Source organism: Streptomyces johnsoniae (assembly GCF_031845565.1).
In the GTDB taxonomy this organism is placed as follows: Bacteria; Actinomycetota; Actinomycetes; order Streptomycetales; family Streptomycetaceae; genus Streptomyces; species Streptomyces johnsoniae.
Window position 1 is genome coordinate 164,581 of record NZ_JAVREV010000013.1, and the last position, 22,476, is coordinate 187,056.

At 73.0% G+C, this 22,476-nt stretch carries 20 protein-coding genes; 16 read left to right on the forward strand and 4 right to left on the reverse strand.

Features of this window, described 5'->3' with window-relative positions; translation table 11 throughout:
• Positions 1 to 34 precede the first annotated feature (34 nt).
• Positions 35 to 2,308, reverse strand: a complete 2,274-nt coding sequence (locus RM779_RS22715; RefSeq protein WP_311619593.1) for a SulP family inorganic anion transporter — start codon at positions 2,306 to 2,308, stop codon at positions 35 to 37.
• A gap of 235 nt (positions 2,309 to 2,543) precedes the next feature.
• Between RM779_RS22715 and RM779_RS22720 the strand changes: the two genes are divergently transcribed.
• Positions 2,544 to 3,755, forward strand: coding sequence for a polysaccharide deacetylase family protein (locus tag RM779_RS22720; protein WP_311619594.1), 1,212 nt, complete (start codon positions 2,544 to 2,546; stop codon positions 3,753 to 3,755).
• 44 nt (positions 3,756 to 3,799) lie between these two features.
• Here the strand turns inward: RM779_RS22720 and RM779_RS22725 are convergent, their stop codons facing one another.
• Positions 3,800 to 4,804, reverse strand: coding sequence for an ATP-binding protein (locus tag RM779_RS22725; protein ID WP_311619595.1), 1,005 nt, complete (start codon positions 4,802 to 4,804; stop codon positions 3,800 to 3,802).
• Positions 4,805 to 4,950: 146 nt separating this feature from the next.
• Between RM779_RS22725 and RM779_RS22730 the strand changes: the two genes are divergently transcribed.
• Positions 4,951 to 5,787, forward strand: a complete 837-nt coding sequence (locus RM779_RS22730; protein WP_311619596.1) for a Fic family protein — start codon at positions 4,951 to 4,953, stop codon at positions 5,785 to 5,787.
• Positions 5,788 to 6,062: 275 nt separating this feature from the next.
• Here RM779_RS22730 and RM779_RS22735 read toward each other — a convergent pair whose 3' ends face one another.
• The gene (locus tag RM779_RS22735; RefSeq protein ID WP_311619597.1) at positions 6,063 to 6,905 is read right to left on the reverse strand and encodes an HAD family hydrolase; all 843 of its coding nucleotides are present in this window, start codon (positions 6,903 to 6,905) and stop codon (positions 6,063 to 6,065) included.
• 469 nt (positions 6,906 to 7,374) lie between these two features.
• Here RM779_RS22735 and ssd point away from each other — a divergent pair, with 469 nt between their 5' ends.
• From ssd to RM779_RS22770, 7 genes are all read left to right on the forward strand, one after another.
• A complete protein-coding gene (gene ssd / locus RM779_RS22740) occupies positions 7,375 to 8,454 on the forward strand; it encodes a septum site-determining protein Ssd (protein WP_311619598.1) in 1,080 nt (359 codons plus the stop codon).
• Between the two features lie 137 nt (positions 8,455 to 8,591).
• On the forward strand, positions 8,592 to 9,773 hold the full coding sequence (locus RM779_RS22745) for a TadA family conjugal transfer-associated ATPase (protein WP_311619661.1): 1,182 nt from the start codon (positions 8,592 to 8,594) through the stop codon (positions 9,771 to 9,773).
• The gene (locus RM779_RS22750) at positions 9,770 to 10,627 is read left to right on the forward strand and encodes a type II secretion system F family protein (protein WP_311619599.1); all 858 of its coding nucleotides are present in this window, start codon (positions 9,770 to 9,772) and stop codon (positions 10,625 to 10,627) included. Before RM779_RS22745 ends, RM779_RS22750 begins: the two co-directional genes overlap by 4 nt.
• Entirely contained in the window at positions 10,624 to 11,247 is a 624-nt protein-coding gene (locus tag RM779_RS22755; RefSeq protein ID WP_311619600.1) for a type II secretion system F family protein, read from the forward strand. The genes RM779_RS22750 and RM779_RS22755 overlap by 4 nt, the downstream gene beginning before the upstream one ends.
• Before the next feature lie 187 nt (positions 11,248 to 11,434).
• The gene (locus tag RM779_RS22760) at positions 11,435 to 11,572 is read left to right on the forward strand and encodes a DUF4244 domain-containing protein (protein ID WP_311619601.1); all 138 of its coding nucleotides are present in this window, start codon (positions 11,435 to 11,437) and stop codon (positions 11,570 to 11,572) included.
• Positions 11,526 to 11,909 carry a TadE family type IV pilus minor pilin gene (locus RM779_RS22765; protein ID WP_311619602.1) on the forward strand — a complete coding sequence of 128 codons (384 nt, stop codon included), beginning with the start codon at positions 11,526 to 11,528 and terminating at the stop codon, positions 11,907 to 11,909. Before RM779_RS22760 ends, RM779_RS22765 begins: the two co-directional genes overlap by 47 nt.
• The gene (locus RM779_RS22770) at positions 11,893 to 12,267 is read left to right on the forward strand and encodes an Rv3654c family TadE-like protein (RefSeq protein WP_311619603.1); all 375 of its coding nucleotides are present in this window, start codon (positions 11,893 to 11,895) and stop codon (positions 12,265 to 12,267) included. Before RM779_RS22765 ends, RM779_RS22770 begins: the two co-directional genes overlap by 17 nt.
• Here the strand turns inward: RM779_RS22770 and RM779_RS22775 are convergent.
• The gene (locus RM779_RS22775; RefSeq protein WP_311619604.1) at positions 12,227 to 14,617 is read right to left on the reverse strand and encodes a DEAD/DEAH box helicase; all 2,391 of its coding nucleotides are present in this window, start codon (positions 14,615 to 14,617) and stop codon (positions 12,227 to 12,229) included. The genes RM779_RS22770 and RM779_RS22775 overlap by 41 nt on opposite strands.
• A 136-nt stretch (positions 14,618 to 14,753) precedes the next feature.
• Here RM779_RS22775 and RM779_RS22780 point away from each other — a divergent pair, with 136 nt between their 5' ends.
• The 7 genes from RM779_RS22780 (at position 14,754) to RM779_RS22810 (ending at position 22,434) form a co-directional block, all read left to right on the forward strand.
• Positions 14,754 to 15,095, forward strand: a complete 342-nt coding sequence (locus RM779_RS22780) for an STAS domain-containing protein (RefSeq protein ID WP_049577173.1) — start codon at positions 14,754 to 14,756, stop codon at positions 15,093 to 15,095.
• Between the two features lie 134 nt (positions 15,096 to 15,229).
• Complete coding sequence (locus tag RM779_RS22785; RefSeq protein WP_311619662.1) at positions 15,230 to 15,649, forward strand: ATP-binding protein; 420 nt, start codon at positions 15,230 to 15,232, stop codon at positions 15,647 to 15,649.
• Between the two features lie 296 nt (positions 15,650 to 15,945).
• A complete protein-coding gene (locus tag RM779_RS22790; RefSeq protein ID WP_311619605.1) occupies positions 15,946 to 18,357 on the forward strand; it encodes a sodium-translocating pyrophosphatase in 2,412 nt (803 codons plus the stop codon).
• 47 nt (positions 18,358 to 18,404) lie between these two features.
• Positions 18,405 to 19,331, forward strand: a complete 927-nt coding sequence (locus RM779_RS22795; RefSeq protein ID WP_311619606.1) for a phosphorothioated DNA-binding restriction endonuclease — start codon at positions 18,405 to 18,407, stop codon at positions 19,329 to 19,331.
• A 27-nt stretch (positions 19,332 to 19,358) separates the two neighbouring features.
• Positions 19,359 to 20,084 carry an HAD family hydrolase gene (locus RM779_RS22800; RefSeq protein ID WP_311619607.1) on the forward strand — a complete coding sequence of 242 codons (726 nt, stop codon included), beginning with the start codon at positions 19,359 to 19,361 and terminating at the stop codon, positions 20,082 to 20,084.
• A gap of 69 nt (positions 20,085 to 20,153) precedes the next feature.
• Positions 20,154 to 20,858: a small secreted protein gene (locus tag RM779_RS22805; RefSeq protein WP_311619608.1), complete on the forward strand. Its 705-nt coding sequence runs from the start codon at positions 20,154 to 20,156 to the stop codon at positions 20,856 to 20,858.
• 13 nt (positions 20,859 to 20,871) lie between these two features.
• On the forward strand, positions 20,872 to 22,434 hold the full coding sequence (locus RM779_RS22810) for a DUF7059 domain-containing protein (protein ID WP_311619609.1): 1,563 nt from the start codon (positions 20,872 to 20,874) through the stop codon (positions 22,432 to 22,434).
• Positions 22,435 to 22,476: the final 42 nt, after the last annotated feature.

The following is a 22,476-nucleotide window of genomic DNA, read 5'->3' on the forward strand; positions in this document are numbered from 1 at the left end:
GAGGCGCCGAACGGCCGGTCAGCCGCCTCATCGCTCAGCTTGCCAGCATCTCCGATCCGACGTCCGGCTGGACCGGCGTGAACACCGGCGCCGCCCCCTCACGGCCATGCAGCACATAAGCCTGGGCCTCCCCCACGTCGAAGTACATCCCGCGCACCGCCAGCGTGCCCTCCGCCATCCGCTCCGCCACGCATTCGTGCGCGGCCAAGTGGTCGAGCTGCTGCACCACGTTGGTCAGGCACAGTGTCTCCAGCGCGTTGGTGGCCGGACGCACGTCGATGCGGGGGGCCGCACCCGCCAGCCGCGCCAGCCGGTCCAGCGTCGGATGGCCGTGCCGCAGCCAACGCTGCAACGACCCGGCCTGCCCCGTCGGCCCCGGCGCACCGCGTCGGGTGACGTCCGTGGTGCTGAGGGCCTGCACGGCTCCGCAACCGGAGTGTCCGCACACGGTGATGGACGTGACGCGCAGCACGTTTACCGCGTACTCGATAGCCGCGGCAACGGAGTCGTCCGAAGATTCGGTGCCGGGCGGCGGCACCAGATTTCCAATGTTCCGAACGGTGAACAGATCCCCCGGTCCGCTCGAAGTGATCATGCTGGTGACCACCCGGGAGTCCGCACACGTCAGGAACAGCTGCCCGGGACGCTGTCCCTCCTGTGCCAGGCGGGCCAGCTCGCGGCGCACCAGAGGAGCCGTGGTGCGCTGGAAGTTTCGCACGCCGCCCAGCAACTGGTCGTCCGGCCGTGCTCCCGCCCCTGCGGGCTCGCCGTTCGGAATGGCTGCCGTGCACTGATGATTGTGCCAGGACTGCCACGGTCGGCAGTGGTGTGCGGTCGGCTCCCCGATCTGCTGCCCGGCGCGCCCGGTGATCTCCACGGATGCCCCCTGCCCCGCGTGCGCCGTTCGCCAGTCGTGCAGGGTCTCGTAGGCCGCGTGATCCATGAACGTGCCGTCGAGGTCGATGCTCACCGGCGCGCTCTCCGGGATCTCGCCCAGCACCCGGCTCAGTCTCGGCACGGCGAGGAACGTCAACTGGCCCCTCACCCGCACCTGATGGGTGCCGTCCGGCAGCAGCTCGTGCACGACTCGCGTGTGCGTCAGGCGGTGCAATGCGACTCCGACGGCCACGGCGACACCGATGGCAACGCCCTCCAGAACCCCCAGCAGCGTGACCCCGGCCGCCGTCGCGCCGTACACCAGCACCTCCCGGTGCTTCGTGACGCTGCGGATATGGGTGATGTTGACCATCTGGATGCCGACGACCATCACGAGTGCGGCCAGAGCAGCCAGGGGGATCAGCTCGAGCACGGCCACCAGCAGTCCGGTGGCGATCACCACCCAGCACCCGTGCAGCACCGTGGAGGCGCGGCTCACGGCGCCGGCCGCCACGTTTGCCGAGCTGCGCACCGCGACGCCGGTGACGGGCAGGCCGCCGAGAACACCTGACACAACATTGGCCGCGCCCTGCCCCCGCAGCTCGCGGTCCAGGTTCGCCCTGGGCACCCGCTGGCCGCCGGAACGCTGCCTGGCGGCGGCCAGCTTGTCCACGGCCACCGCCGAGAGCAGCGACTCCACACTCGCCACCAGGGTGATGGTGAGCACGGCGGCGAGGAGACCGAGCACCGGACCGTCGGGCATCTCCGGCAGGGCGTGGCTGCTCCAGGACGGCAGGTCCACGCGGGACAGCTCCAGGTCGGCCGACCAGGACAGGAGCGTGGCGACCGAGACGGCCGCGAGTGCCGCGGGAGCCACCTTGCGCACCGTCGCGCCGCCGCGTCCTGGCAGTCGCGGCCAGAGCAGCAGGACGGCGACGCTGAGCAGGCTGACCGTCATCGCGGTCACATGCGGGTCGGCCAGCAGCTCGGGGAGCTGCGCCGCATTGTCGAGGGCCGAGCTTTCCGCGTTGCCACCCAGAACGATGGTCAACTGCGCGAGCGCGATGGTGATGCCGATGCCGGCGAGCATCCCGTGCACGATGGCCGGGCTGACCATGAGCGCCGAACGGGCCACGCGCAGCGCGGCGAGGCCGAGCTGGGCGAGCCCGGCCAGTGCCGTGATGGCGCAGGTGGTGCGCCAGCCGTACTCGTGGATCAGCTCGGCGGTGACCACGGTCAGGCCGGCGGCGGGGCCGCTGACCTGCAAGGGCGCTCCGCCGAGTGCGCCGACCACGATCCCGCCGACCGCCGCCGCAACGAGTCCGGCCTGCAACGGGGCACCGGTGGCGAGCGCGATACCGAGGGACAGCGGCAGAGCGATCAGGAAGACCGAAATCGAGGCGGACAGATCGGCGCGGTGGGGGGCGGACATTTCCGTCTCCGTCCGTAGGGCCGGTATGGCATCTCTCAAGCGCTAGTAAATGAACGGTAATGCCACGTAAAGCCCGTTACTAGTCCGCAGACTCTTTTGGCCCTCTAATTACACCTTTCGAGGGAAATAGTCATTTGAAAGGCTTGTCGTCCCACCATCTTTCCTGACCGGAGGAGACGTTTGTCGGGCAACGCACAGCACCGACAAGACGACTTCACGAGCGGCAGGAGGAACGATGGCGGCTGGACCTGGCGGCCGAAGGGCAACGTGTGCGGTGATCGCCGTTCTGGCGCTGGGACTCGCCGGCTGTTCAGGCGGCGAGGAGGGACCGGCGGCGGAGGACAAGGGGAAGGACAAGGGGAAGGAGGCCGCCGCGGCGGCGCCCGGCGCCCCCGAGCGGGCGCCCGAGCGGGCGCCGCGCCTGATCGGCGACGGTTCCACGGCCGTCACCGGGCGGCAGCCCAACCAGCCGCGAACCGACCGGCTGGCCTCCGGTGAGGAGCCCCCTCAATTCGTCGTCTTCTCCTGGGACGGCGCGGGCGAGGACGGCAACCGCCTCTTCTCCCACTTCAGGGAACTGGGCAAGAAATACGACGCGCACATGACGTACTTCCTGTCCGGCGTCTACCTCCTCCCGGAGAGCAGGCGCACCGAATACCACCCGCCGGGCAAGGCCCCCGGCGCCTCGGACATCGGCTATCTCAGGGACGAGAACATCGCCGCGACGCTGGAGCAGGTGCGCGCCGCGTGGCTGGACGGCAGCGAGATCGGCACCCATTTCAACGGTCACTTCTGCGGGCCCTCCGGGGTCGGGTCCTGGACGCCGGAGGACTGGGTGAGCGAGGTCGAACAGGCCAAGTGGATGGTGAAGAACTGGCGCACGACGACCGGGTTCGCCGACCTCGAACCTCTGCCGTTCGACTACGACAAGGAGCTGATCGGCGGCCGCACGCCCTGCCTCGAAGGCCAGGACAACCTACTCGCCGCGGCCGCGGGGCTCGGCTTCCGGTATGACTCGAGCGGCAACGGCCTTCAGGTGTGGCCGCAGCGGCGCGAGGGGGTCTGGGACATCCCGCTCCAGTCCGTGCCGGTGCCCGGCCGGTCGTTCGAGACGCTGTCCATGGACTACAACTTCATGGTCAACGGCGCCGGCGAGGCGGAGATGCGGGACGGGCTGCTCGCGGCGTTCGACCGGGCGTACGACGGCAATCGTGCGCCCCTCATCATCGGAAACCACTTCAACGACTGGAACGGTGGCGCGTACATGCGGGCCATCGAGGCGGTGATCAAGGAGCTGTGCCCTCGGGAGGACGTGCAGTGCGTGTCCTTCCGGCAGCTCGTCGACTGGCTGGACGCCCAGAATCCGGCCGTGCTCGAACGGCTGCGGACCCTGGGCGTCGGCGAGCGGCCCGAGGGCGGCTGGGCGACATTCCTGCGCGGGGCGTGAGCGCCCCGCGCGGAGGTCGGCGCGTGCGCCTGGCCGTGTGAAGCTCAGGCGGGCTGCGGACTCGGGCTGGAACTCGTGCTCGGCACCTCGCGGAGTACGAAGCCGGGGTCGACCTGCGAGGCCAGATCGATCCCGGTCCGCTCGTTCCCCCAACTCGCCGCGTTCTTCAGGTGGAAGTGCACCATCTGCTGCGTGTACCGCTCCCAGTCCCTGCGCTCGTACGCCGCGTCCGCGGCCCGGTGCAGTGCGCCCAGCGCCTCCTGGTTGCCCTCCTCCAGGCCGGTGAACGGCCGTCGCTCGCCGCGCTCAAGCGCGCGAACCCAATCGGAATGCCCCAGCGTCACTAGCAGGTCGTCGCCCACCTGCGCCCGCAGGAACGCGATGTCGTCCGGCCCCTGCACCTTGTTGCCGATGACGCGCAGGGCCACGCCGTAGTCCCGCGCGTACTCACGGTACTGCCGGTAGACCGACACCCCCTTGCGGGTCGGCTCGGCGACCACGAAGGTCATGTCGAAGCGGGTGAACATCCCCGAGGCGAACGAGTCGCTGCCGGCCGTCATGTCGACCACGACGTACTCGTCGCGCCCGTCCACCAGGTGATTGAGGAACAGCTCGACGGCGCCGGTCTTGGAGTGGTAGCAGGCGACGCCCAGATCGTCCGCGGTGAAGGGCCCGGTGACGAGCAGCCGAGCGGACGCGCCCTCGCCGAGGGCCACCGTCCTGGCACAGGCGTCGAAGACCGGATTCGCCCCGTCGAGCCGCAGCAGCCGGGAACCCGCGCCGGGCGGCGTGGTCTTGATCATGGTCTCGGCCGACCCGATGCGCGGATTGTCGCCGCGCAGGTAGTCCTTGATCAGCGGCAGCCTGCCGCCGAGCGGTGGGAGCGACGCCGCCTGCGCCTCATCCATGCCGAGCGCGGCCCCGAGGTGCTGGTTGATATCGGCGTCCACCGCGGTCACCGAGACTCTCCGGGCGGCCAGGTACCGGATGAACAGCGAGGACAGCGTCGTCTTGCCGCTGCCACCCTTGCCAACGAAAGCGATCTTCATGTTCAATAGCGTACCCGCGTCCGGGGGATGGCCGCGGACAGCGAGTGAAGAAGTCCACTCGAACGTGTCGACGGCGCGTGCTGGACCGGGCCTAGGCTCGGTGTTATGGCTCTGACTGCTTCGATGGCTCCGCCGAACGGCGCGCGATGAACGCCGACACGACAACAGATCCGCTCGCCCGGTTGGCCGCGCTGCCCGGCGTCGAGGCGGCCGTCGAGGCCGTGCGCAAGGCCGTGGACGGCGTGTACGGGCACCGGGTGATGCGCCGCCGCAGCCCGGAGGTCGCCGCCGAGGGCGCACTGCGGGGCGCGCGCGGCTCGGCCGCGCTGTCCGGCGCCGACTGGGCGCTCGAAGAGGTGCGACGCCGGAGCGACTTCGGAGCCTCGGAAGAAGCCAGGACGCTGGGCGCGGCCGTGCGCCTGACGGCGGAGGCCGGTCAGCTGCTCGCCGTCTGGCGGGAGTCGCCGCTGCAGGTCCTGGCGAGACTTCACTTGGTGGCCGCGGGCGGTATCGCGCCGCAGGACACGGTGGGCCGGCCACGGACCGCAGGTGAGATGGTGGCGGAGCCGGGACTCGCGGCGCTCGGCCTGCCGCTCCCCGGGCCCGACGAGGTGGCGGCGCGGCTGGACGGGCTCGGTCGCCTGGTGGTGGCCGGCTCGCGCGCGCCCGCGCTGGTGACCGGCGCCGTCGTGCACGGCGAACTGCTCGCGCTTCGGCCGTTCGGTACGTGCAACGGGCTCGTCGCGCGCGCGGCGGAGCGCCTCGTGCTGGTGGGCAGTGGGCTCGATCCCAAGGGCGTGACGCCTGCCGAGGTCGGGCACGCGGAGCTGGGGAACGAGGCGTATCTGTCGGCGCTGCGCGGCTACGCCTCCGGCACGGGCGAGGGAGTCGCGGGCTGGATCGCCCACTGCGGTCGGGCGGTCGAGCTGGGGGCGCGCGAATCGGTGGCGGTCTGCGAGGCGTTGCAGCGGGGCGCCGCCTGACGGCGCGTGGTGCGCGCCGGGGGCGCACGAGACGGCGGCGCCGCCGTTGCGCGGTGCCGCCGCCGGGCATGGCCGTCGGGTGATCAGAGCGTGCACCGTACAGAGCCGATCAGGTCGGGAACCGCTGCCCGTTCCTGATGCGGCGGCCCGATTGGCGGGTCGGCTGCGCGTGGGTGCCCGGCGGTCATGTGTCCGGCCCCTGAGGACCGTTACGTCCTTTTGTACTCCGATCGGATCGAAACGCCAACCTCGCGGGCGAGATTTTGCTTTCAGCGTCAAACAGTGGTGAATCGGGCGGCCGTGGCGCGCGCGGACCTGCGTCGGCTGGCGTACCACACGAGCCCGGCTGCGCAGGCCGCCGCGGCGACCGCCGCACCCGCGGCGAGCGCCGGCCGCGGCGGCATGGCGAGCGACGGCAGCCGCTGCCGCAGCCGCACGGGGCGCTCGAACGTCAGGACCGGCCACTCCCGCGCGGTGGCCTCCTTGCGGAACGCACGGTCCGGGTTGACGACGTGCGGGTGGCCGACGGCCTCCAGCATCGGGACGTCCGTTATCGAGTCGCTGTAGGCGTAGCAGCGGGCCAGGTCGTAGCCCTCGGAGACGGCCAGCTCGGCGATGGCCTCGGCCTTGGCTGGGCCGTAGGCGTAGTACTCCACCTCGCCCGTGTAGCAGCCGTCCGCCACGACCATGCGCGTGGCCACCACCCGGTCGGCCCCGAGCAACTCTCCGATCGGCTCGACCACTTCGGCGCCGGAGGTGCTGACGATCACCACGTCGCGGCCCTCGGCGTGGTGCTGCTCGATCAGGGAGGCTGCCTCGTCGTAGATGATCGGGTCGATCACCTCATGGAGGGTTTCCGCCACGATTTCCTTGACCTGGTTGACGTTCCAGCCGCGGCAGAGGGACGACACGTACTCCCGCATCCGTTCCGTCTGGTCGTGGTCCGCTCCGCCGAGCAGATAAACGAACTGGGCGTAGGCGGAGCGCAGGACCGCGCGTCGGTTGATGAGGCCGCCCTGGTAGAAGGAGCGGCTGAAGGTGAGCGTGCTCGACTTCGCGATGACCGTCTTGTCCAGGTCGAAGAAGGCGGCGGTACGCGGCTGGGCGAGTATTTTCACGCCCCGAGCATAAGGCCCGCCATTCGGCGTACGCTGGGGCGCGGTGGTTTGCCTCCGAGGGCTCTCGGGTACACCATGGAAGTCACGGATCGTTCGCGACCGTGCTAACCCGGTCCGACTCCTCCCCCCCCGAGTCGGCCGAGGAAGACGACCCCCGCTCTCCCCCCCGGCGGGGGTCGTCGCATGTCCGGGGGCATCACCCCGCTTCCCGAGCGCAGCGCGGCAACGCGCCCCGGGAGAGCCGGGCACGAGGGCCATCCTACCCCAGCTCGTGACTGTATGTAACCCCAAGTAACTGTCGAGTATGTGTTCGTCAACGGCGTGCAGCGAGGGTGATCGAGTTTTCCACAATCGCGGAGTTATCCACAGATTTCCGTTGAGGCCCCCGAAATGCGACGAGTGACGGCACCGTGAATGGCGTGGCTGTCGATGCGTTCGGCGACTGACCGAACGCGCAGTGCGAAGGGGGATGGCCGTGCCCGAATCCATTTTGATTCTCACGGAAGACGAGGATCTTCTCGACGACCTGCTGCGCCTGTGCGCCGCGGCGGGCGCGCAGGCCGAGGTGCTGCACGCCGCCCCGGTGGCGGCCGGCCAATGGGAGCGCGCCCCGCTCGTCCTGGTGGGGGACGACCGGGCGGCGGCACAGACCGCGACGGGCCAGTGGCCCGGGCGGCGGCCGGGCGTGCTCCTCGTCGGGCGCGACCTCGACGATCACACCGTCTGGGCGCGCGGCGTCGCCCTGGGCGCCGAGCAGGTGCTGCACCTGCCGAGCGACGAATCCTGGCTGGCGGACCGCATCGCGGATGCCGTCGAACGCCCGGGCCCGCCCGCGCTGACCATCGGCGTGCTCGGCGGACGCGGCGGTGCCGGGACCTCGTCGTTGGCGTGCGCCCTGGCCGTGACCGCCGCGGCCGAGGGACGGCGGACCATGCTCATCGACGGCGATCCGCTCGGCGGCGGCCTGGACATGCTCCTCGGCGGCGAACGCACGCCGGGTCCGCGCTGGCCGGCGTTCGTCTCGGCCCGTGGCCGGCTCTCGGGTGCCGCGCTGGAGGATTCGCTGCCGCGGCTGCACGGCGTGAGCCTGCTCAGCTGGGACCGCGCGGACGGTCCGCGGCTGCCCGCCGAGGCGATGTGCACGGTTCTGACGGCGGCCAGGCGCCGCGGCGGCGTCGTGGTGCTCGACCTGCCGCGAGCGGCCGACCCGGCGGCTGCCGAGGCGCTCGCCCAGCTCGATCTCGGCCTGCTGGTGGTGCCGGGCGAGCTGCGCGCGGCGGCCGGCGCGCAGCGCGTCGTCGCGATGTCGGGCGCGCTGGTACGGGACCTGCGCGTGGTGGCCCGCGCCTCATCCGGCGGCGGGCTCGCGGGCGCCGAGCTGGCCCGGCTGCTCGGGCTGCCGCTCGCCGGCGAGCTGCCGGACGAGCCCGGCCTGCCCGCCGCCGCGGACGCGGGCGAGCCGCCGGGCGCCGACGCCAAGGGGGCCCTGGCCAGGTTCTGTCGCGATCTGCTCGACCGGGCCCTGCCCGCCGCGGGGGCCGCCGCATGAGCGCCGTGAACGGGCGGCCCACCGTCGCAGGCGGGCGGCAGGCGCCCGGGGCGCCGGCGCCCCGGGCCGCGCAGCGGGACGTGCTCGCGTCTGCCGCCGCGCCGTCGGTACCCGCCGCGCCCGTCGCTCCTCCCGACATGGTCGAGCCGGCCGATCTCCCGGAGCTGCTCGAAGCGGTGCGGCTGCGGCTGGCCGAGGAGGGTGCGGAGCCGACGCCCGGCCGGGTGGCGGCGGCACTGCGGGACCACGGCCGGCTGCTCGGCGACAGCGCGGTGCTGTCGGTGGTGCGCGCGCTGCGCTCCGAGCTGGTCGGCGCCGGCCCGTTGCAGCCGCTGCTGGCCGAGCCCGAGATCACCGACGTCCTGGTCAATGGGCCCGCCGAGGTGTGGGTGGACCGCGGCCGTGGACTGGAACGATCGGCGGTGCGCTTCCCCGACCGCGCCGCCATCCGCAGGCTCGCGCAGCGGCTCGCCGCCGCAGCGGGCCGCCGCCTCGACGACGCGCGGCCCTGGGCGGACGCTCGGCTCTCCGACGGCACGCGCATGCACGCCGTACTGCCGCCCGTCGTCGTCGGCTCGCCCTGTCTGTCCCTGCGCGTGGTGCGCAGGCGCGCGTTCACGCCCGGCGAGCTGTGCGAGGCCGGCACCCTTCCGCCCGGTGGGGAGCGGCTGCTGCGGGCGATGCTCGCCGCGCGGCTGTCGTTCCTGATCACCGGCGGCACCGGCTCCGGCAAGAGCACGCTGCTCGCCACTCTGCTCGGTCTGGTGCCGCCGGACGAGCGGATCGTCCTGGTCGAGGATTCCGCGGAGCTGCGGCCGAGCCATCCGCACGTGGTCCGCCTCGAAACCCGGCCGGCCAATCAGGAAGGGGCGGGCCGGATCACGCTGCACGACCTGGTGCGCCAGGCGCTGCGGATGCGGCCCGACCGATTGGTGGTCGGCGAGGTCAGAGGCAGCGAGGTCACCGAGCTGCTGAGCGCGCTCAACACGGGCCACGACGGCGGCTGCGGCACCTTGCACGCCAACGCGGCGGCCGACGTGCCCGCGCGTCTGGAAGCGCTCGGAAGCACCGCGGGGCTGCCGCGGGCCGCTCTGCACAGTCAGCTCGCGGCAGCGCTGTCCGTGGTGCTGCACCTGGTCAGGGACCGCGAATCCGGACAGCGCAGGCTCGCGGAGATCCACGTTCTGCGGCAGGACGACACCGGCCTGGTGCACACCCTGCCCGCGGCCCGCTGGACTCCGGACGGTTTCGGACGCGGGCCGGGGTGGCCGCGGCTGGCCGCCCTGTGCGCCCAGGGCGGGGGAGGTGGTGCCTTGTGATTGGGCAGCTCGTTCCGTTCACTGCGGCCCTGTGCGCGGGGGCGGGGGCCTGGCTGCTGGTGGCGGGAGTGCCCGGGCGGGGCCGGTCCCGTGCGCTCTCCTCGGGCGGCGACCCGGGGGCGGTCGTCCGCCCGGCCCGGCGGCCGGTGCCGCGCGCGCCGGACGGCACCACCCTGCGCATCGTGCTCGGTTGCCTTGCGGTCGGCGCGCTGCTGTCCCTGTGGGGACGTTCTCCGCTACCGCTTCCGGTGGCCGTGCTGCTCGCCCCGGCGGCGGTGCGTTGGTGGCGCAGGCGCGCTGCCGTGCGTGCGGCGGAGCTGCTCCGGGATGAGGTCATCGCGTTCTGCGTCGGGCTCGCGGGTGAGGTCCGCGCCGGTCGGCCGCCCGCGCAGGCGGTCGTGGCCATCGGCACGGCCGGGCTCGGGCCGCCGGGCGGCGGCGTGCTCGCCGCGGCCAGGTACGGCGGTGACGTGCCGGCGGCGCTGCGGGCGGCCGCCCGCAGGCCCGGCGCGGACGGCCTGCGCGGGGTGGCGGCCTGCTGGTCGGTCGCGGTGGACGGGGGCGCCTCGTTCGCCGCGGGTCTTGAGCGCGTCGCGGGTGCGCTGCGGGCGGAGCGGCATCAGCACGAGGAGCTGCGCGCCCAGCTGGCGGGCCCGCGGGCGACTGCCGTGGTTCTCGCGACCCTGCCCGTCTTCGGCCTGCTGCTCGGCGCCGCCATGGGGGTGGAGCCGCTGCGCGTGCTGCTCGGCACCCCGGCCGGTGCGCTCTGTCTCGCCATCGGCGCGGCGCTGGAGTGGGCCGGGCTCGCCTGGGTGCGCGCCATCGTCGCCGCGGCGGAACGGGCCGGGCCATGACCGCCGGGGACACGTGGGCGGTTGGTCTGGCGGTGCTGCTCGCACTCGTGGCCCTGGCCGCCGCACGGCGGCTGCGCGACGGCCGGGCGCTGGACGACCGACTGGCCGTGCTGCGCGGCGAGCCGGCCACGGTGCCACGGCGTTCCCGGCCCGCCTGGCGGCCGCCGTGGCGGCGCGCGGGCGAGCCGGAGGACCCGCGGCTGGCCCTGGCGACCGAGCTGCTGGCGGCGTGTCTGATCGCCGGGTCCTCGCCTGGCCCCGCGGCGGATGCGGTGGGCGCGGCACTGGGTGGGCCGCTCGGCGAGCGGCTGCGGCGGGCGGCGCGCGAGCTGCGGCTCGGGGGCGAGCCGGGAGCCGTATGGGGTGGGTTCGGCCGGCTGCCGGGCGCCGCGGGGCTGGCCCGGCGGCTGGAGCTGGCGGAGGCCGGCGGCACGCCGGTGGTGGCCACCGTGACGGCCGAGGCCGCGGAGAGCCGGGCCCGGCGCCGCAGAGCGGCGCAGATCCGTGCCAGACGGGCCGCGGTTCATGTGACCGGGCCGCTGGGGCTCTGCTTCCTGCCGGCCTTCCTGCTCATCGGGGTGGCCCCCGTCGTCATCGGCATGGCCGGTGAGCTGCTGTGAAGCCCTGGCCCGGTCGAGCGACACCCACGCGCGAACGACGCGCGAACCTACGCGCGGCGCCCAGGAGCAAGTACGTACGAGCGATGTCGAGCGATGTGCACGAAGGAGATGACCGTTCATGTGGCCGATCAACAGTGTGACGGGGTGCCCGGGGAGCCGCCGGGGCCCGTGGCTGCGCGACGAAGGGATGAGTACCGCCGAGTACGCCGTGGGGACGATCGCGGCCGCCGCGCTCGCCGTGGTGCTGTACCAGGTCGTGACCTCGGGGGCGGTGAGCGATGCGTTGCAAGGGCTGGTCGAACGGGCGCTGGACACGGAGCCGTGACCGTGCGGGCGACCGCGGCTACGTCACGGCCGAGAGCGCGCTCGTGATTCCCTCGCTGGTCCTGCTGCTCGGTCTGCTGCTGTGGGGCCTGGCCGCGGTCGCCGTCTCGGCCCAGTGCGGGGACGCCGCCCGCGCCGGTGCCCGGGCGGCGGCCCGGGGCGAGTCGTCCGCGGTCGTGCAGCGCATCGCGGGCGCCGTGGCCCCCGACGGGGCCGAGGTGCGGGTGACGCGCGAGGGCGAGCTGTACCGGGTGGCCGTGTCGGCCGCCACCCCGGGCCCCGGCGCGCTGACCCTGCCGGTCACCGGGGAGGCGGTGGCCCATGCCGAGGACGGCTGAGCGGCGCGCCGCGGCAGGCGCGGGGGACCGGGGGTCGGCGACCGTCTGGGCGGCGCTGTGCGCGACCCTGCTCTGCCTGGTCTTCGCCGCGGTGCTCGCGCTGGGGCAGGTGACCGGGGCCAGGCAGCGCGCCGCCGCTGCCGCCGATCTCGCGGCGCTCGCCGCCGCCGACGTGGCGCCGGACGGCGCGGACGCGGCGTGCGCCCTGGCCCGGCGGGTCGCCGGGGCCCAGGGGGCCCGGCTGGTCCGCTGTCACGTCGGCGGTGAGATCTCCGATCTCACCGCCGAGGCCAGGGCCGGTCCCTACAGCGTCCGGGTCAGAGCCCGGGCGGGCCCTGGTGACGCAGCAGCTCCGTGAGGATGCGGAGGGCACCGGCCTTGTGCAGCGGCTCGTTGCCGTTGCCGCACTTGGGCGACTGCACGCACGATGGGCAGCCGCTCGCGCACTCGCAGGCCGCGATGGCGTCCCGGGTGGCGGTCAGCCAGCGTCCGGCGGTGTGGAACGCCCGCTCCGCGAAGCCGGCGCCGCCCGGGTGCCCGTCATGGACGAACACCGTGGGCAGCAGGGTGTCCGGGTGCAGGGCCGTGGAGACGCCGCCGATGTCCCACCGGTCGCACGTGGCGAACAGCGGGAGCATGCCGATCGAGGCGTGTTCCGCCGCGTGCAGCGCTCCTGGCAGCACGTCGGGGCCGACACGGGCGGCGTCCAGCTGGTCCTGCGTCAGCGTCCACCACACCGCGCGAGTCCGCAGCGTACGGGCGGGGAGGTCCAGCCGGGTCTCCCCGAGCACCTCGCCGGTCAGCAGCCGGCGCCGAAGGAAGGAGACCACCTGATGGGTGACCTCGACGGAGCCGAAGCACAGCCGGGCCTCGCCCCACGGGACGTCGATGTCGGTTTCGAGCACCGAGAGATCGGTGACCTCGCGAGCAGACGTGGACCACGGCGGGTCGGCCTCCTCGACCAGGGCCACGGAGGCTTCCAGGTCGAGCTCCTTGACGATGTAGCTGCGGCCCCGGTGCAGGTGGACCGCGCCCTCGTGCACGGTGCTGTGGGCCGGGCCGGCGTCCACGGTGCCGAGCAGGCGGCCGGTGCCGTGCTCGACGACCCGGACCGGTTCGCCGCCCTGTCCGCGGATGTCGACCATGTCCGCGGGCCGCTCGCGCCGTGTCCAGTACCAGGACTCGCCGCGCCTGCGCAGCAGGGCGCGGGCCCCCAGTTTGGGCAGCAGCTCCCCCGCCGCGGGGTCGAACAGGCCGGGCTTCTCGTCGAAGTCGGTCGCGGTGAGGGGCAGTTCCGCGGCCGCGGCGCACAGGTGCGGGGCCAGCACGTAAGGGTTGCCCGGGTCCAGGACCGTCGTTTCCACCGGCCGCTGGAACAGCGCCTCCGGATGGTGCACGAGATACGTGTCCAGCGGGTCGTCCCGCGCGACGAGCACGGCCAGCGCGCCCTGTCGCTGCCGACCCGCGCGGCCCGCCTGCTGCCACAGCGAGGCGCGCGTGCCCGGATAGCCGGCGAGCAGGACGGCGTCGAGCCCCGCGACGTCCACGCCCAGCTCCAGGGCGGTGGTCGCGGCCAGCCCGAGGAGCTCGCCGCTGTGCAGGGCGCGTTCGAGGGCGCGGCGTTCCTCGGGCAGGTAGCCGCCGCGGTAGGCGGCCACCCGCCCCGCGAGCGATCTGTCGACCTCGGCGAGCCGCTCCTGGGCGATCAGCGCGATCAGCTCGGCGCCGCGCCGGGAGCGGACGAACGCCAGGGTGCGGACGCCCTGGACGGCCAGGTCGGTCAGCAGTTCGGCGGTTTCGGCGGTGGCGGTGCGGCGGACCGGGGCGCCTTTCTCGCCGCGGGCCTCGGTCAGCGGCGGCTCCCAGAGGGCGAAGACCAGTTCGCCGCGCGGCGAGGCGTCCTCGGTCACCTCGACGACCGGGAGTCCCGTGAGCCGTGATGCCGAAACGCCGGGCTCGGCCGTGGTCGCCGACGCGAGGAGGAACACCGGCTCGCTTCCGTAGTGCGCGCAGAGGCGCCGCAGGCGGCGCAGGACCTGGGCGACGTGCGAGCCGAAGACGCCCCGGTAGACGTGGCACTCGTCGACGATCACGTAGCGCAGGGAGCGCAGGAAGGAGGACCAGCGGCGGTGGCCGGGCAGCAGCCCGCGGTGGAGCATGTCGGGATTGGTGAGAAGGAGGTTCGCGTGGTCCCTGGCCCAGGTCCGCTCCTCGAATGAGGTGTCCCCGTCGTACCCGGCGGGGCGGACGTCGGTGCCGAGCGGCGCGGCCAGTCGGCGTATCGCCCGGAGCTGGTCCGCGGCCAGGGCCTTCGTCGGCGACAGGTACACGGCCGTGGCGCCGCGGCGGTTGGGGGCCGCCGCGCCGTCCAGCAGCGCGCTGAGGACCGGCACCTGGTAGGCCAGCGACTTGCCCGATGCCGTGCCCGAGGAGATCACGACCGACTCGCCGCGCAGTGCGTGCTCCGCGACGTGTGCCTGATGCGTCCAGGGCCGCTCGATGCCGGTGGCCCGCACGGCCGCCACCACCTCGGGGCGTATCCCCTCCGGCCAGGAGGCATGACGTCCCGGGCGCGCGGGCAGCTGCTCCATGTGGGTGAGGCGCGCGGCCCGTTCCGAACGTCCGCGCAGACGTTCGAGTACCGCCCGTGGCGGCGGGCGGTGTGCGTCGGTCTCGACCGCTTCAGGCGGTGCACACTCATGGGACATCGGCACCGAGTCTGTCACTGGTCCGACGGACAATGGCTGTAAGACGTCGTCCTGGGCAGGCGACAAGTGGTTGAATGCCCTGGCGGCTGCCGATCCATGGGGGGCGACCGCTCGTTAGCAAGGTGCTGGAGGATCCGTGGACCTGTCCCTGTCGACCCGGACCGTTGGCGACCGTACGGTTGTCGAGGTAGGCGGCGAGATTGACGTATACACCGCGCCCAAGCTGCGCGAACAGCTGGTCGAGCTGGTCAACGACGGCAACCACCACCTCGTGGTGGACATGGAGCGCGTCGACTTTCTCGACTCCACCGGGCTTGGTGTGCTGGTCGGCGGCCTGAAGCGAGTGAGGGCCCAAGAGGGCTCGCTGCGCCTGGTGTGCAACCAGGAGCGCATTCTCAAGATCTTTCGGATCACCGGCCTGACCAAGGTGTTCCCGATCCACGAATCGGTGGACGAGGCCATCGCGGCCAACGACTGACAAGCCCCGTGCTCTGTCAGCAGAGCCGGGGAATAGAGTCACATCATCACCGCGGCCGTCCCGAGCGCCGTCGGTCCCGAGAGCATCGGTACCGCGGCCGGGGCGGCGTGCCCGCACGATCGAGGGGGATGGCAATGGCCACCGTCGAACTGCGCTTCAGCGCGTCGCCGGAGCACGTGCGCACCGCCCGGCTGGTGGCCGCGGCGGTCGCCCGCCGCGCCGGCGTCCATGAGTCGGTGCTCGACGAGCTGAGGCTGGCGGTGGGCGAGGCGTGCAGCCGTGCGGTGGGCCTGCATGCGGTGCACGGGTTGACGACGCCCGTGCGGGTGGCGTTGACCGAGGGGGAGAAGTCGTTCTCGATCGAGGTGGGGGATGACGCGCCGAGCGCCGTGCCCGCTCCCCGCGACCAGTCCGCCGCCGAGGCCGCCGAGGAGACCGACGAACTGGGGCTCGCCGTGATCAGCGGGCTCGTCGACGACGTCGAGGTGATCTCCGACTCCCGGGGCGGGAAGATCCGGATGAGCTGGCCGACGGCCACCGCTTCCCTTTCCTGATCTTCGGTTTCCTGATCTTCGCCCGCTCGGACTTCGGCCGACCGTAATCTCCTTTTCGATCTTCCCGATCTTTTTGATCTTCCTGAGTCGGCGCGGCCTTCCCGCTCCCGGTGATCTTTCCGCGCCTGATCATTCCGAGATGATTCCCTGGGATGCCGAAGATCATCCCTCGTCTGCGTATTTTACTCAGACCGGTTAAATGTCATCCCCGGCCCCTTTTTCGATGCCCTGCACCTCTCTACACTCCGGCCACGTCTGTCTGTTTCGGATCAGCGCCGGAGCGTCAAGGAGGACGAATGGCTCATCCATATGTCACGCAGGCAGCCGAGGCCGCCGAACTCACCGGTGGGAACCGCGGCCTCATCCTGGTGATCGCCGTGGTTGCCGTGGCAGCCCTGGCCCTCGCCGTCGTCCTGGTGAGACAGGTCCTGGCGGCCGGTGAGGGCACCGAGAACATGAAAAAGATCGCTGCCGCGGTTCAGGAGGGCGCGAATGCGTACCTCGCGCGCCAGTTGCGCACCGTCTCCGTCTTCGCCGCCGCAGTGATCTTTTTGCTGCTGCTGTTGCCGGCGGACGACTGGGGCCAGCGCATTGGCCGCTCACTGTTCTTCGTGGTCGGCGCGGCATTCTCCGCCGCCACCGGATACCTCGGAATGTGGCTGGCGGTGCGCAGCAATGTCCGAGTGGCTGCCGCGGCGCGTGAGGAAGGCCGCGACCAGGCCATGCGGATCGCGTTCCGTACCGGCGGCGTCGTCGGTATGTGCACCGTCGGGCTCGGCCTGCTCGGCGCCTCCTGCGTGGTGCTCGTCTACGCGGCGGACGCCCCGAAGGTGCTGGAGGGGTTCGGCCTCGGCGCCGCCCTGATCGCGATGTTCATGCGCGTCGGCGGTGGCATCTTCACCAAGGCCGCGGACGTCGGGGCCGACCTGGTCGGCAAGGTCGAGCAGGGCATCCCCGAGGACGACCCGCGCAATGCGGCCACCATCGCGGACAACGTGGGCGACAACGTGGGCGACTGCGCCGGGATGGCCGCCGACCTGTTCGAGTCCTATGCCGTCACCCTCGTCGCGGCGCTGATCCTGGGAGCCGTCGCGTTCGGCGACGCCGGGCTCGCGTTCCCCCTGCTCGTTCCGGCCATCGGTGTGCTGACCGCCATGGCCGGCATCTTCCTGGTCGCGCCACGGCGCGGCGACCGGACGAGCATGACCGCGATCAACCGCGGCTTCTTCCTCTCCGCGGCGATCTCCCTGGTCCTGGTCGCCGTCGCCGCCTACGCCTACCTGCCCGACAGCTTCGCCGAACTGGACGGCGTCACCGACACCGAGATCGCGTCGCACGACTCCGACCCGCGGCTGTTCGCGCTCACGGCCGTGGCCATCGGCATCGTGCTCGCCGCCGTCATCCAGCAGCTGACCGGGTACTTCACCGAGCCAAGCCGGCGGCCCGTCCGGGATATCGGCCGAACGTCGCGCACCGGACCGGCCACGGTGGTGCTCTCCGGCTTCTCGCTGGGGCTTGAGTCGGCCACCTACACCGCGCTGCTGGTGGGCCTCAGCGTGTACGGGGCGTTCATGCTGGCGGGCAGCACGATCATGCTGGCCCTCTTCGCCGTGGCGCTGGCCGGAACCGGGCTGCTCACGACGGTCGGCGTGATCGTCGCGATGGACACCTTCGGTCCGGTCGCGGACAACGCCCAGGGCATCGCCGAGATGTCCGGGGACGTCGAGGGCGAGGGCGCGCAGGTCCTCACCGACCTGGACGCCGTCGGCAACACGACGAAGGCGGTCACCAAGGGCATCGCCATCGCCACGGCCGTGCTGGCCGCGGCGGCGCTGTTCGGGTCCTACCGGGACGCCATCGCCGAGTCCATCGCCGATGTGGAGATGAGCGCGGCCGAGGTGCTGGGCGAGACCGGGCTGAGCCTGGACATCTCCCAGCCGAACAACCTGGTCGGTCTGATCATCGGCGTGGCGGTCGTCTTCCTCTTCTCCGGGCTCGCGGTCAACGCCGTGTCGCGTTCGGCCGGTTCCGTGGTGTACGAGGTGCGGCGCCAGTTCCGCGAGCGGCCGGGGATCATGGACTACAGCGAGCAGCCCGAGTACGGCAAGGTCGTCGACATCTGCACCAGGGACTCCCTGCGGGAACTGACCACGCCGGGGCTGCTCGCCGTGATGGCGCCCATCGCGGTGGGCTTCGGCCTCGGCATCGGCCCGCTCGGCTCGTACCTGGCGGGCGCCATCGGGGCCGGCGTCCTGATGGCGGTGTTCCTGGCCAACTCCGGCGGGGCCTGGGACAACGCCAAGAAACTCGTCGAGGACGGTCACCACGGCGGCAAGGGCAGCGAAGCCCACGCCGCGACCGTCATCGGCGACACGGTCGGCGACCCGTTCAAGGACACCGCGGGCCCGGCGATCAACCCGCTGCTCAAGGTCATGAACCTGGTGGCGCTCCTGATCGCCCCGGCCGTCATCACGCTGTCCTACGGCGACGACGCCAGCGCCCCGGCGCGCGCCGCCATCGCCATCACCGCCATCCTCATCATCGTCGGCGCCGTCTACAGCTCCAAGCGGCGCGGCATCGCCGTCGAGGACGACGACGATGCGGCCGACGACGCGGGGAACGCCGGGGGCTCCGGCGATTCCGGCGATTCCGGGGACACCGGGGACGCGGGCGGCAAGCAGCGGGCAACGCCGGTGCCCGGGGCCTGAGTCCGGCGGCGAACGCGCTGTCAGAGGCGTGTGGCAGGGTGGTCGGTGTGACGCGGGAGGAGTTGCTGACGGCGCTGACCACCCTGCGGCGTGCCCGGGTGCGCGGTCGCCGGGCGCCGCACAAGCCACTGCTCGTGCTGTGGCTGCTGGGGCGGTTCGCGCGGCACGGCACCACGGCCGTCGGCTATGCGGAGGCCGAGGAGCCGGTGAGCCGCATGATCAACGATTTCGGCCCGCCGGTCAGCAGCGCTGCGGCGGCCAGGCAGCGGGCGGCGATGCCGTTCGTGCACCTGGAGCGCGCCCTGTGGGATGTGCGGGACGCGGCCGGGGAGCCGATAGGGCCGGGCGCCGCGGAGAGCGGCCCGCAGTTGCGGGAGCGCGGCGCGCACGGCCGGCTGCGCCCGGAGGTCGAGAGCCTGCTCGCGGACGCGGGCACGCTGGCCGCGGCGGCGCGCGTGCTGCTCGACGAGCACTTCACACCGACGCTCGACGTGCCCATCTGCGAGGCCGCGGGGCTGGAGCTGACGGCGATCGAGGCGTCGGCGTTCCTGCTGGTCGAGCAGCGGCGTGCGGCGCGCCGCCGGGACGCGCGGTTCGCCGAGTCGGTGCTGCTCGCCTACGCGTACGCGTGTGCGATGTGCGGTTTCGACGGGCGGCTCGGCCGCCATCCGGTGGGGATCGACGCGGCACACATCCGCTGGCACAGCCAGGACGGGCCGGACGAGGTGCGGAACGGGCTGGCGCTGTGCGCGCTGCACCACCGGCTGTTCGACCTCGGTGTGCTCGGTCTGACCGGCGAGGGCGCCATCCGGGTGTCCGGCCTCTTCGTGGCGGGCGGTGGAGCCGCCCGCGCCGTCGAGGAGCTGGCCGGGCGGCCGCTGGCCGCGCCGGGGCGCGGGAAGCCGCGGCCGGCACCGGAGTTCGTCGCCTGGCACGGCGCCGAGGTGTTCAAGAACGGCGCGGCCGTCGCCTGACGGCCGGACGGGGAGGGGAGTGGGATCGTGTTCGACGCGGTGCTGTGCGACATCGACGGGGTGCTGCGGATATGGGACCCGGCGGCCATGACGGATCTCGACCTGGCGTACGGGCTGCCGCCGGGCGCGCTGGCGGGCGCCGCGTTCCGTCCCGACCTGTTGCTGCCCGCCGTGACCGGCGCTGTGGCGGACGGGGAGTGGCGGGCGGCGGTGGCGGCCGACCTGGCCGCGGCGTGCGGCGGTGCGGAGCGGGCGCGCGCCCTGGTCGCGGAGTGGTCGGCGGTCGGCGCGCGTGTGGACCGCGAGGTCGCGGCGCTGCTGGCGCGGGTGCGGCGGCGGGTGCCCGTGGTGCTGGTGTCGAACGCCACGACGCGTCTTGAGGCGGATCTGACGGCCCTGGGGCTCGCCACGGCAGACGCGGGCAGTGTGGACGGCATGGTCGGTGTGGGCGGCGTGGACGCCACCGGCGGCGCGGCGCCGGTCGTGTGTGATGCCGTGGTCAACTCCTCGCGGATCGGCGTGGCCAAGCCGGACCCCCGGGTGTACCGCCTCGCGGCGGAACGGGCCGGGGTGGAGGTGACGCGTTGTCTCTTTGTCGATGATACGGAGGGGCATGTGGCGGCCGCCCGCGAGGTCGGCATGACGGGCCTTCACTACCGGCGTGTCGCCCAGTTGCGGGAAGCCCTGCACCCGCTGGTGCAAATGGCTGCAATCCGGGACAAGGGTCTCGGCCATCACTCGGAAGAGGGATGACCGGCGTGTAAGTTCCCGCCCTAGCGGCACGAAGGTCGAGGAACGGGTCGAGGAACGGGACGAGGAACGGTGAACAAGAAGCTCGCGGTGACACTGTCCGGTGGTGCGGCGCTCCTCCTCACGCTGACGGCGTGCGGTGGCGACGACAACGAGGAGGTCGACCGGTGGGCCGCGTCGGTCTGTGACGGGCTCCAGCCGCAGGTGGAGCGCATCCAGTCCGCGTACGCCGCCATCGCCGAGGTCAGCGAGGGCAACCGCTCGCCCGAAGAGGTCCAGGAGGCGGACTCGGCGGCGTACCAGGACATCTCGGAGGCTTATGCGGGCATCGCCGACGTCGTGGACGAGGCGGGCGCCCCGCCGGTCGACGAGGGAGAGCAGGTACGCGAGGACGCGGTCGCCGCGCTGAACGACCTCTCCACCTCGTTCGCCGGGCTGAAGGAGGAGGTGGACGCCCTGGACACCTCCGACCAGGCGGCCTTCGCCGAAGGGCTCGGCGAGATCGTGCCGCGTCTGGAGGAGCTCGGCCAGAGCGGTAACGAGGCGCTGAACCAGCTGGAGTCCGGCGAGCTGGGCGAGGCCCTGGGCCGCCAGGACGGCTGCCAGCCCCCGTCCCCCTCGCCCGACGGCGGCTCAGGTGACGGCTCAGGTGACGACTCCGGTGACGACTCCGGTGACGGTGCCGGGCAGGAGGGCGCCGACGGCGGTCAGGGAGAGCAGGACGGGGCACCGGAGGACGAGCAGGAGGCCGGCGGGGCGGCCGACGAGGGGGAGTGACCACAATGGGGACGTGAGCTACCCCCGACTCCCCGTTCCCGGCCCCGGCACCGCCCGGCTGCAAGAGGCCCTGCTGACCGCCTCGTTCACCCACGAGGGGCTCCGCGCCCGCCTCGGCGCGCCCGCCGACGCCGCCCTGGCGCGCGGCGAGAGCGTGCCGGCGCGGCGCGCCCTGCTCGGCGACGACGACCCGACGGCCGTGCTGGCACGGCTGTTCCTGCTGCGCGAGCCGGTCGCGTGCGGCCCGGCCGGTCGTGCCCTGCCGTTCGAGGCGGCGCTCGGGGAGGGCTGGCTGGAGCGCGACGGGAACGAGGTGCGCGCGACCGTGGACGTGCGCCCCTACGCGGGTGAGGACGGCCGCAGCTGGTGGATCGTCTGCGACGCGAGGCCGGGCCCGGCCCCCGCCGCCCCGGGCGCCCCCGGTGCCGCGGAGCCCGGCCGGGACGTGGTCCTCGGCCCCGGCGGCGCCTCGGCGACGCTGGCGGGGCTGACGGCGCGCCGCCCGGTGGGCCGGGCCCTTGACCTGGGGACAGGCAGCGGCGTCCAGGCCCTGCACGCCACCACGCACGCCCGGTCCGTCACCGCCACCGACGTGAACCCGCGTGCGCTGCGCATGGCCGCGCTGACCCTCGCGCTCTCCGGCGCTCCCGAGGCCGAGCTGCGTGAGGGCTTCCTCTTCGAACCGATCTCGGACGAACAGCACAGTGAGGATTCCGGAACCGGCGAGGACGGGAACGGTTACGGGCTGATCGTGTCCAATCCGCCGTTCGTCATCTCGCCGGCGGGGCTCGGGGAGGGACTGACGTACCGTGACGGCGGCCTGGCGGGCGACGCGTTGTGCCGTCGGCTGGTGCAGGGCTCGGCCGCGCACCTCGCGGAGGGCGGCCTGTGCCAGATCCTGGCGAACTGGGAGCACGTCGCGGGCGAGGACTGGCGGGAGCGGGTCACCTCCTGGGTGCCGCCCGGCTGCGATGCGTGGATCGTGCAGCGCGAGGTGCAGGACGTCACCGAGTACACCGAGCTGTGGCTGCGCGACGCGGGACTGCACCGCGGCTCCCCGGCCGCGTACGAGGCGGCGTACGGCGCGTGGCTCGCGGAGTTCGCGACGCGCGGCACCGAGGCGGTCGGATTCGGCTGGATCGCGGTGCGCCGCGGCGGCGCGGAACGCCCGCACGTGCTCGCCGAGGACTGGCCGCACGCCGTCGCACAGCCGCTCGGCGAGGCCGTGTGGACGCACTTCGAACGGCAGGACTTCCTGCGCGCCCGGGACGACGCCGCGCTGCTGCGCGCCCGCTACGTGCTGGCCGGCGACATCGTGCAGGAGCAGATCGGCGCGCCGGGGGCGGAGGACCCCGAACACGTGGTGCTGCGGCGGCGGGCGGGCATGCGGCGGGCCCGCGCCATGGACACGGTGAGCGCGGGCTTTGCGGGAAGCTGTGACGGAACGCTCGTCGCCGGAGCAATCCTGGACGCGATCGCGCAGTTGCTCGGCGAGGATGCGGTTGCGTTGCGTGACCGGGCGGGCGAGTGGCTGCGACCGCTCGTTGAGCAGGGGTTTCTGTTGCCCGCTGAGTGAGCCGTGACCGCCTGCGACCGCCTCGGACACACTGTCGGTGAC

Bases quoted from the DNA above. Each gene is read 5' to 3' on its own strand.
- RM779_RS22715 (WP_311619593.1), bottom strand. From the start codon at position 2,308: ATGTCCGCCCCCCACCGCGCCGATCTGTCCGCCTCGATTTCGGTCTTC.
- RM779_RS22720 (WP_311619594.1), top strand. From the start codon at position 2,544: ATGGCGGCTGGACCTGGCGGCCGAAGGGCAACGTGTGCGGTGATCGCC.
- RM779_RS22725 (WP_311619595.1), bottom strand. From the start codon at position 4,804: ATGAAGATCGCTTTCGTTGGCAAGGGTGGCAGCGGCAAGACGACGCTG.
- RM779_RS22730 (WP_311619596.1), top strand. From the start codon at position 4,951: ATGAACGCCGACACGACAACAGATCCGCTCGCCCGGTTGGCCGCGCTG.
- ssd (WP_311619598.1), top strand. From the start codon at position 7,375: ATGGCCGTGCCCGAATCCATTTTGATTCTCACGGAAGACGAGGATCTT.
- RM779_RS22745 (WP_311619661.1), top strand. From the start codon at position 8,592: ATGGTCGAGCCGGCCGATCTCCCGGAGCTGCTCGAAGCGGTGCGGCTG.
- RM779_RS22755 (WP_311619600.1), top strand. From the start codon at position 10,624: ATGACCGCCGGGGACACGTGGGCGGTTGGTCTGGCGGTGCTGCTCGCA.
- RM779_RS22760 (WP_311619601.1), top strand. From the start codon at position 11,435: ATGAGTACCGCCGAGTACGCCGTGGGGACGATCGCGGCCGCCGCGCTC.
- RM779_RS22765 (WP_311619602.1), top strand. From the start codon at position 11,526: ATGCGTTGCAAGGGCTGGTCGAACGGGCGCTGGACACGGAGCCGTGAC.
- RM779_RS22770 (WP_311619603.1), top strand. From the start codon at position 11,893: ATGCCGAGGACGGCTGAGCGGCGCGCCGCGGCAGGCGCGGGGGACCGG.
- RM779_RS22775 (WP_311619604.1), bottom strand. From the start codon at position 14,617: ATGTCCCATGAGTGTGCACCGCCTGAAGCGGTCGAGACCGACGCACAC.
- RM779_RS22785 (WP_311619662.1), top strand. From the start codon at position 15,230: ATGGCCACCGTCGAACTGCGCTTCAGCGCGTCGCCGGAGCACGTGCGC.
- RM779_RS22790 (WP_311619605.1), top strand. From the start codon at position 15,946: ATGGCTCATCCATATGTCACGCAGGCAGCCGAGGCCGCCGAACTCACC.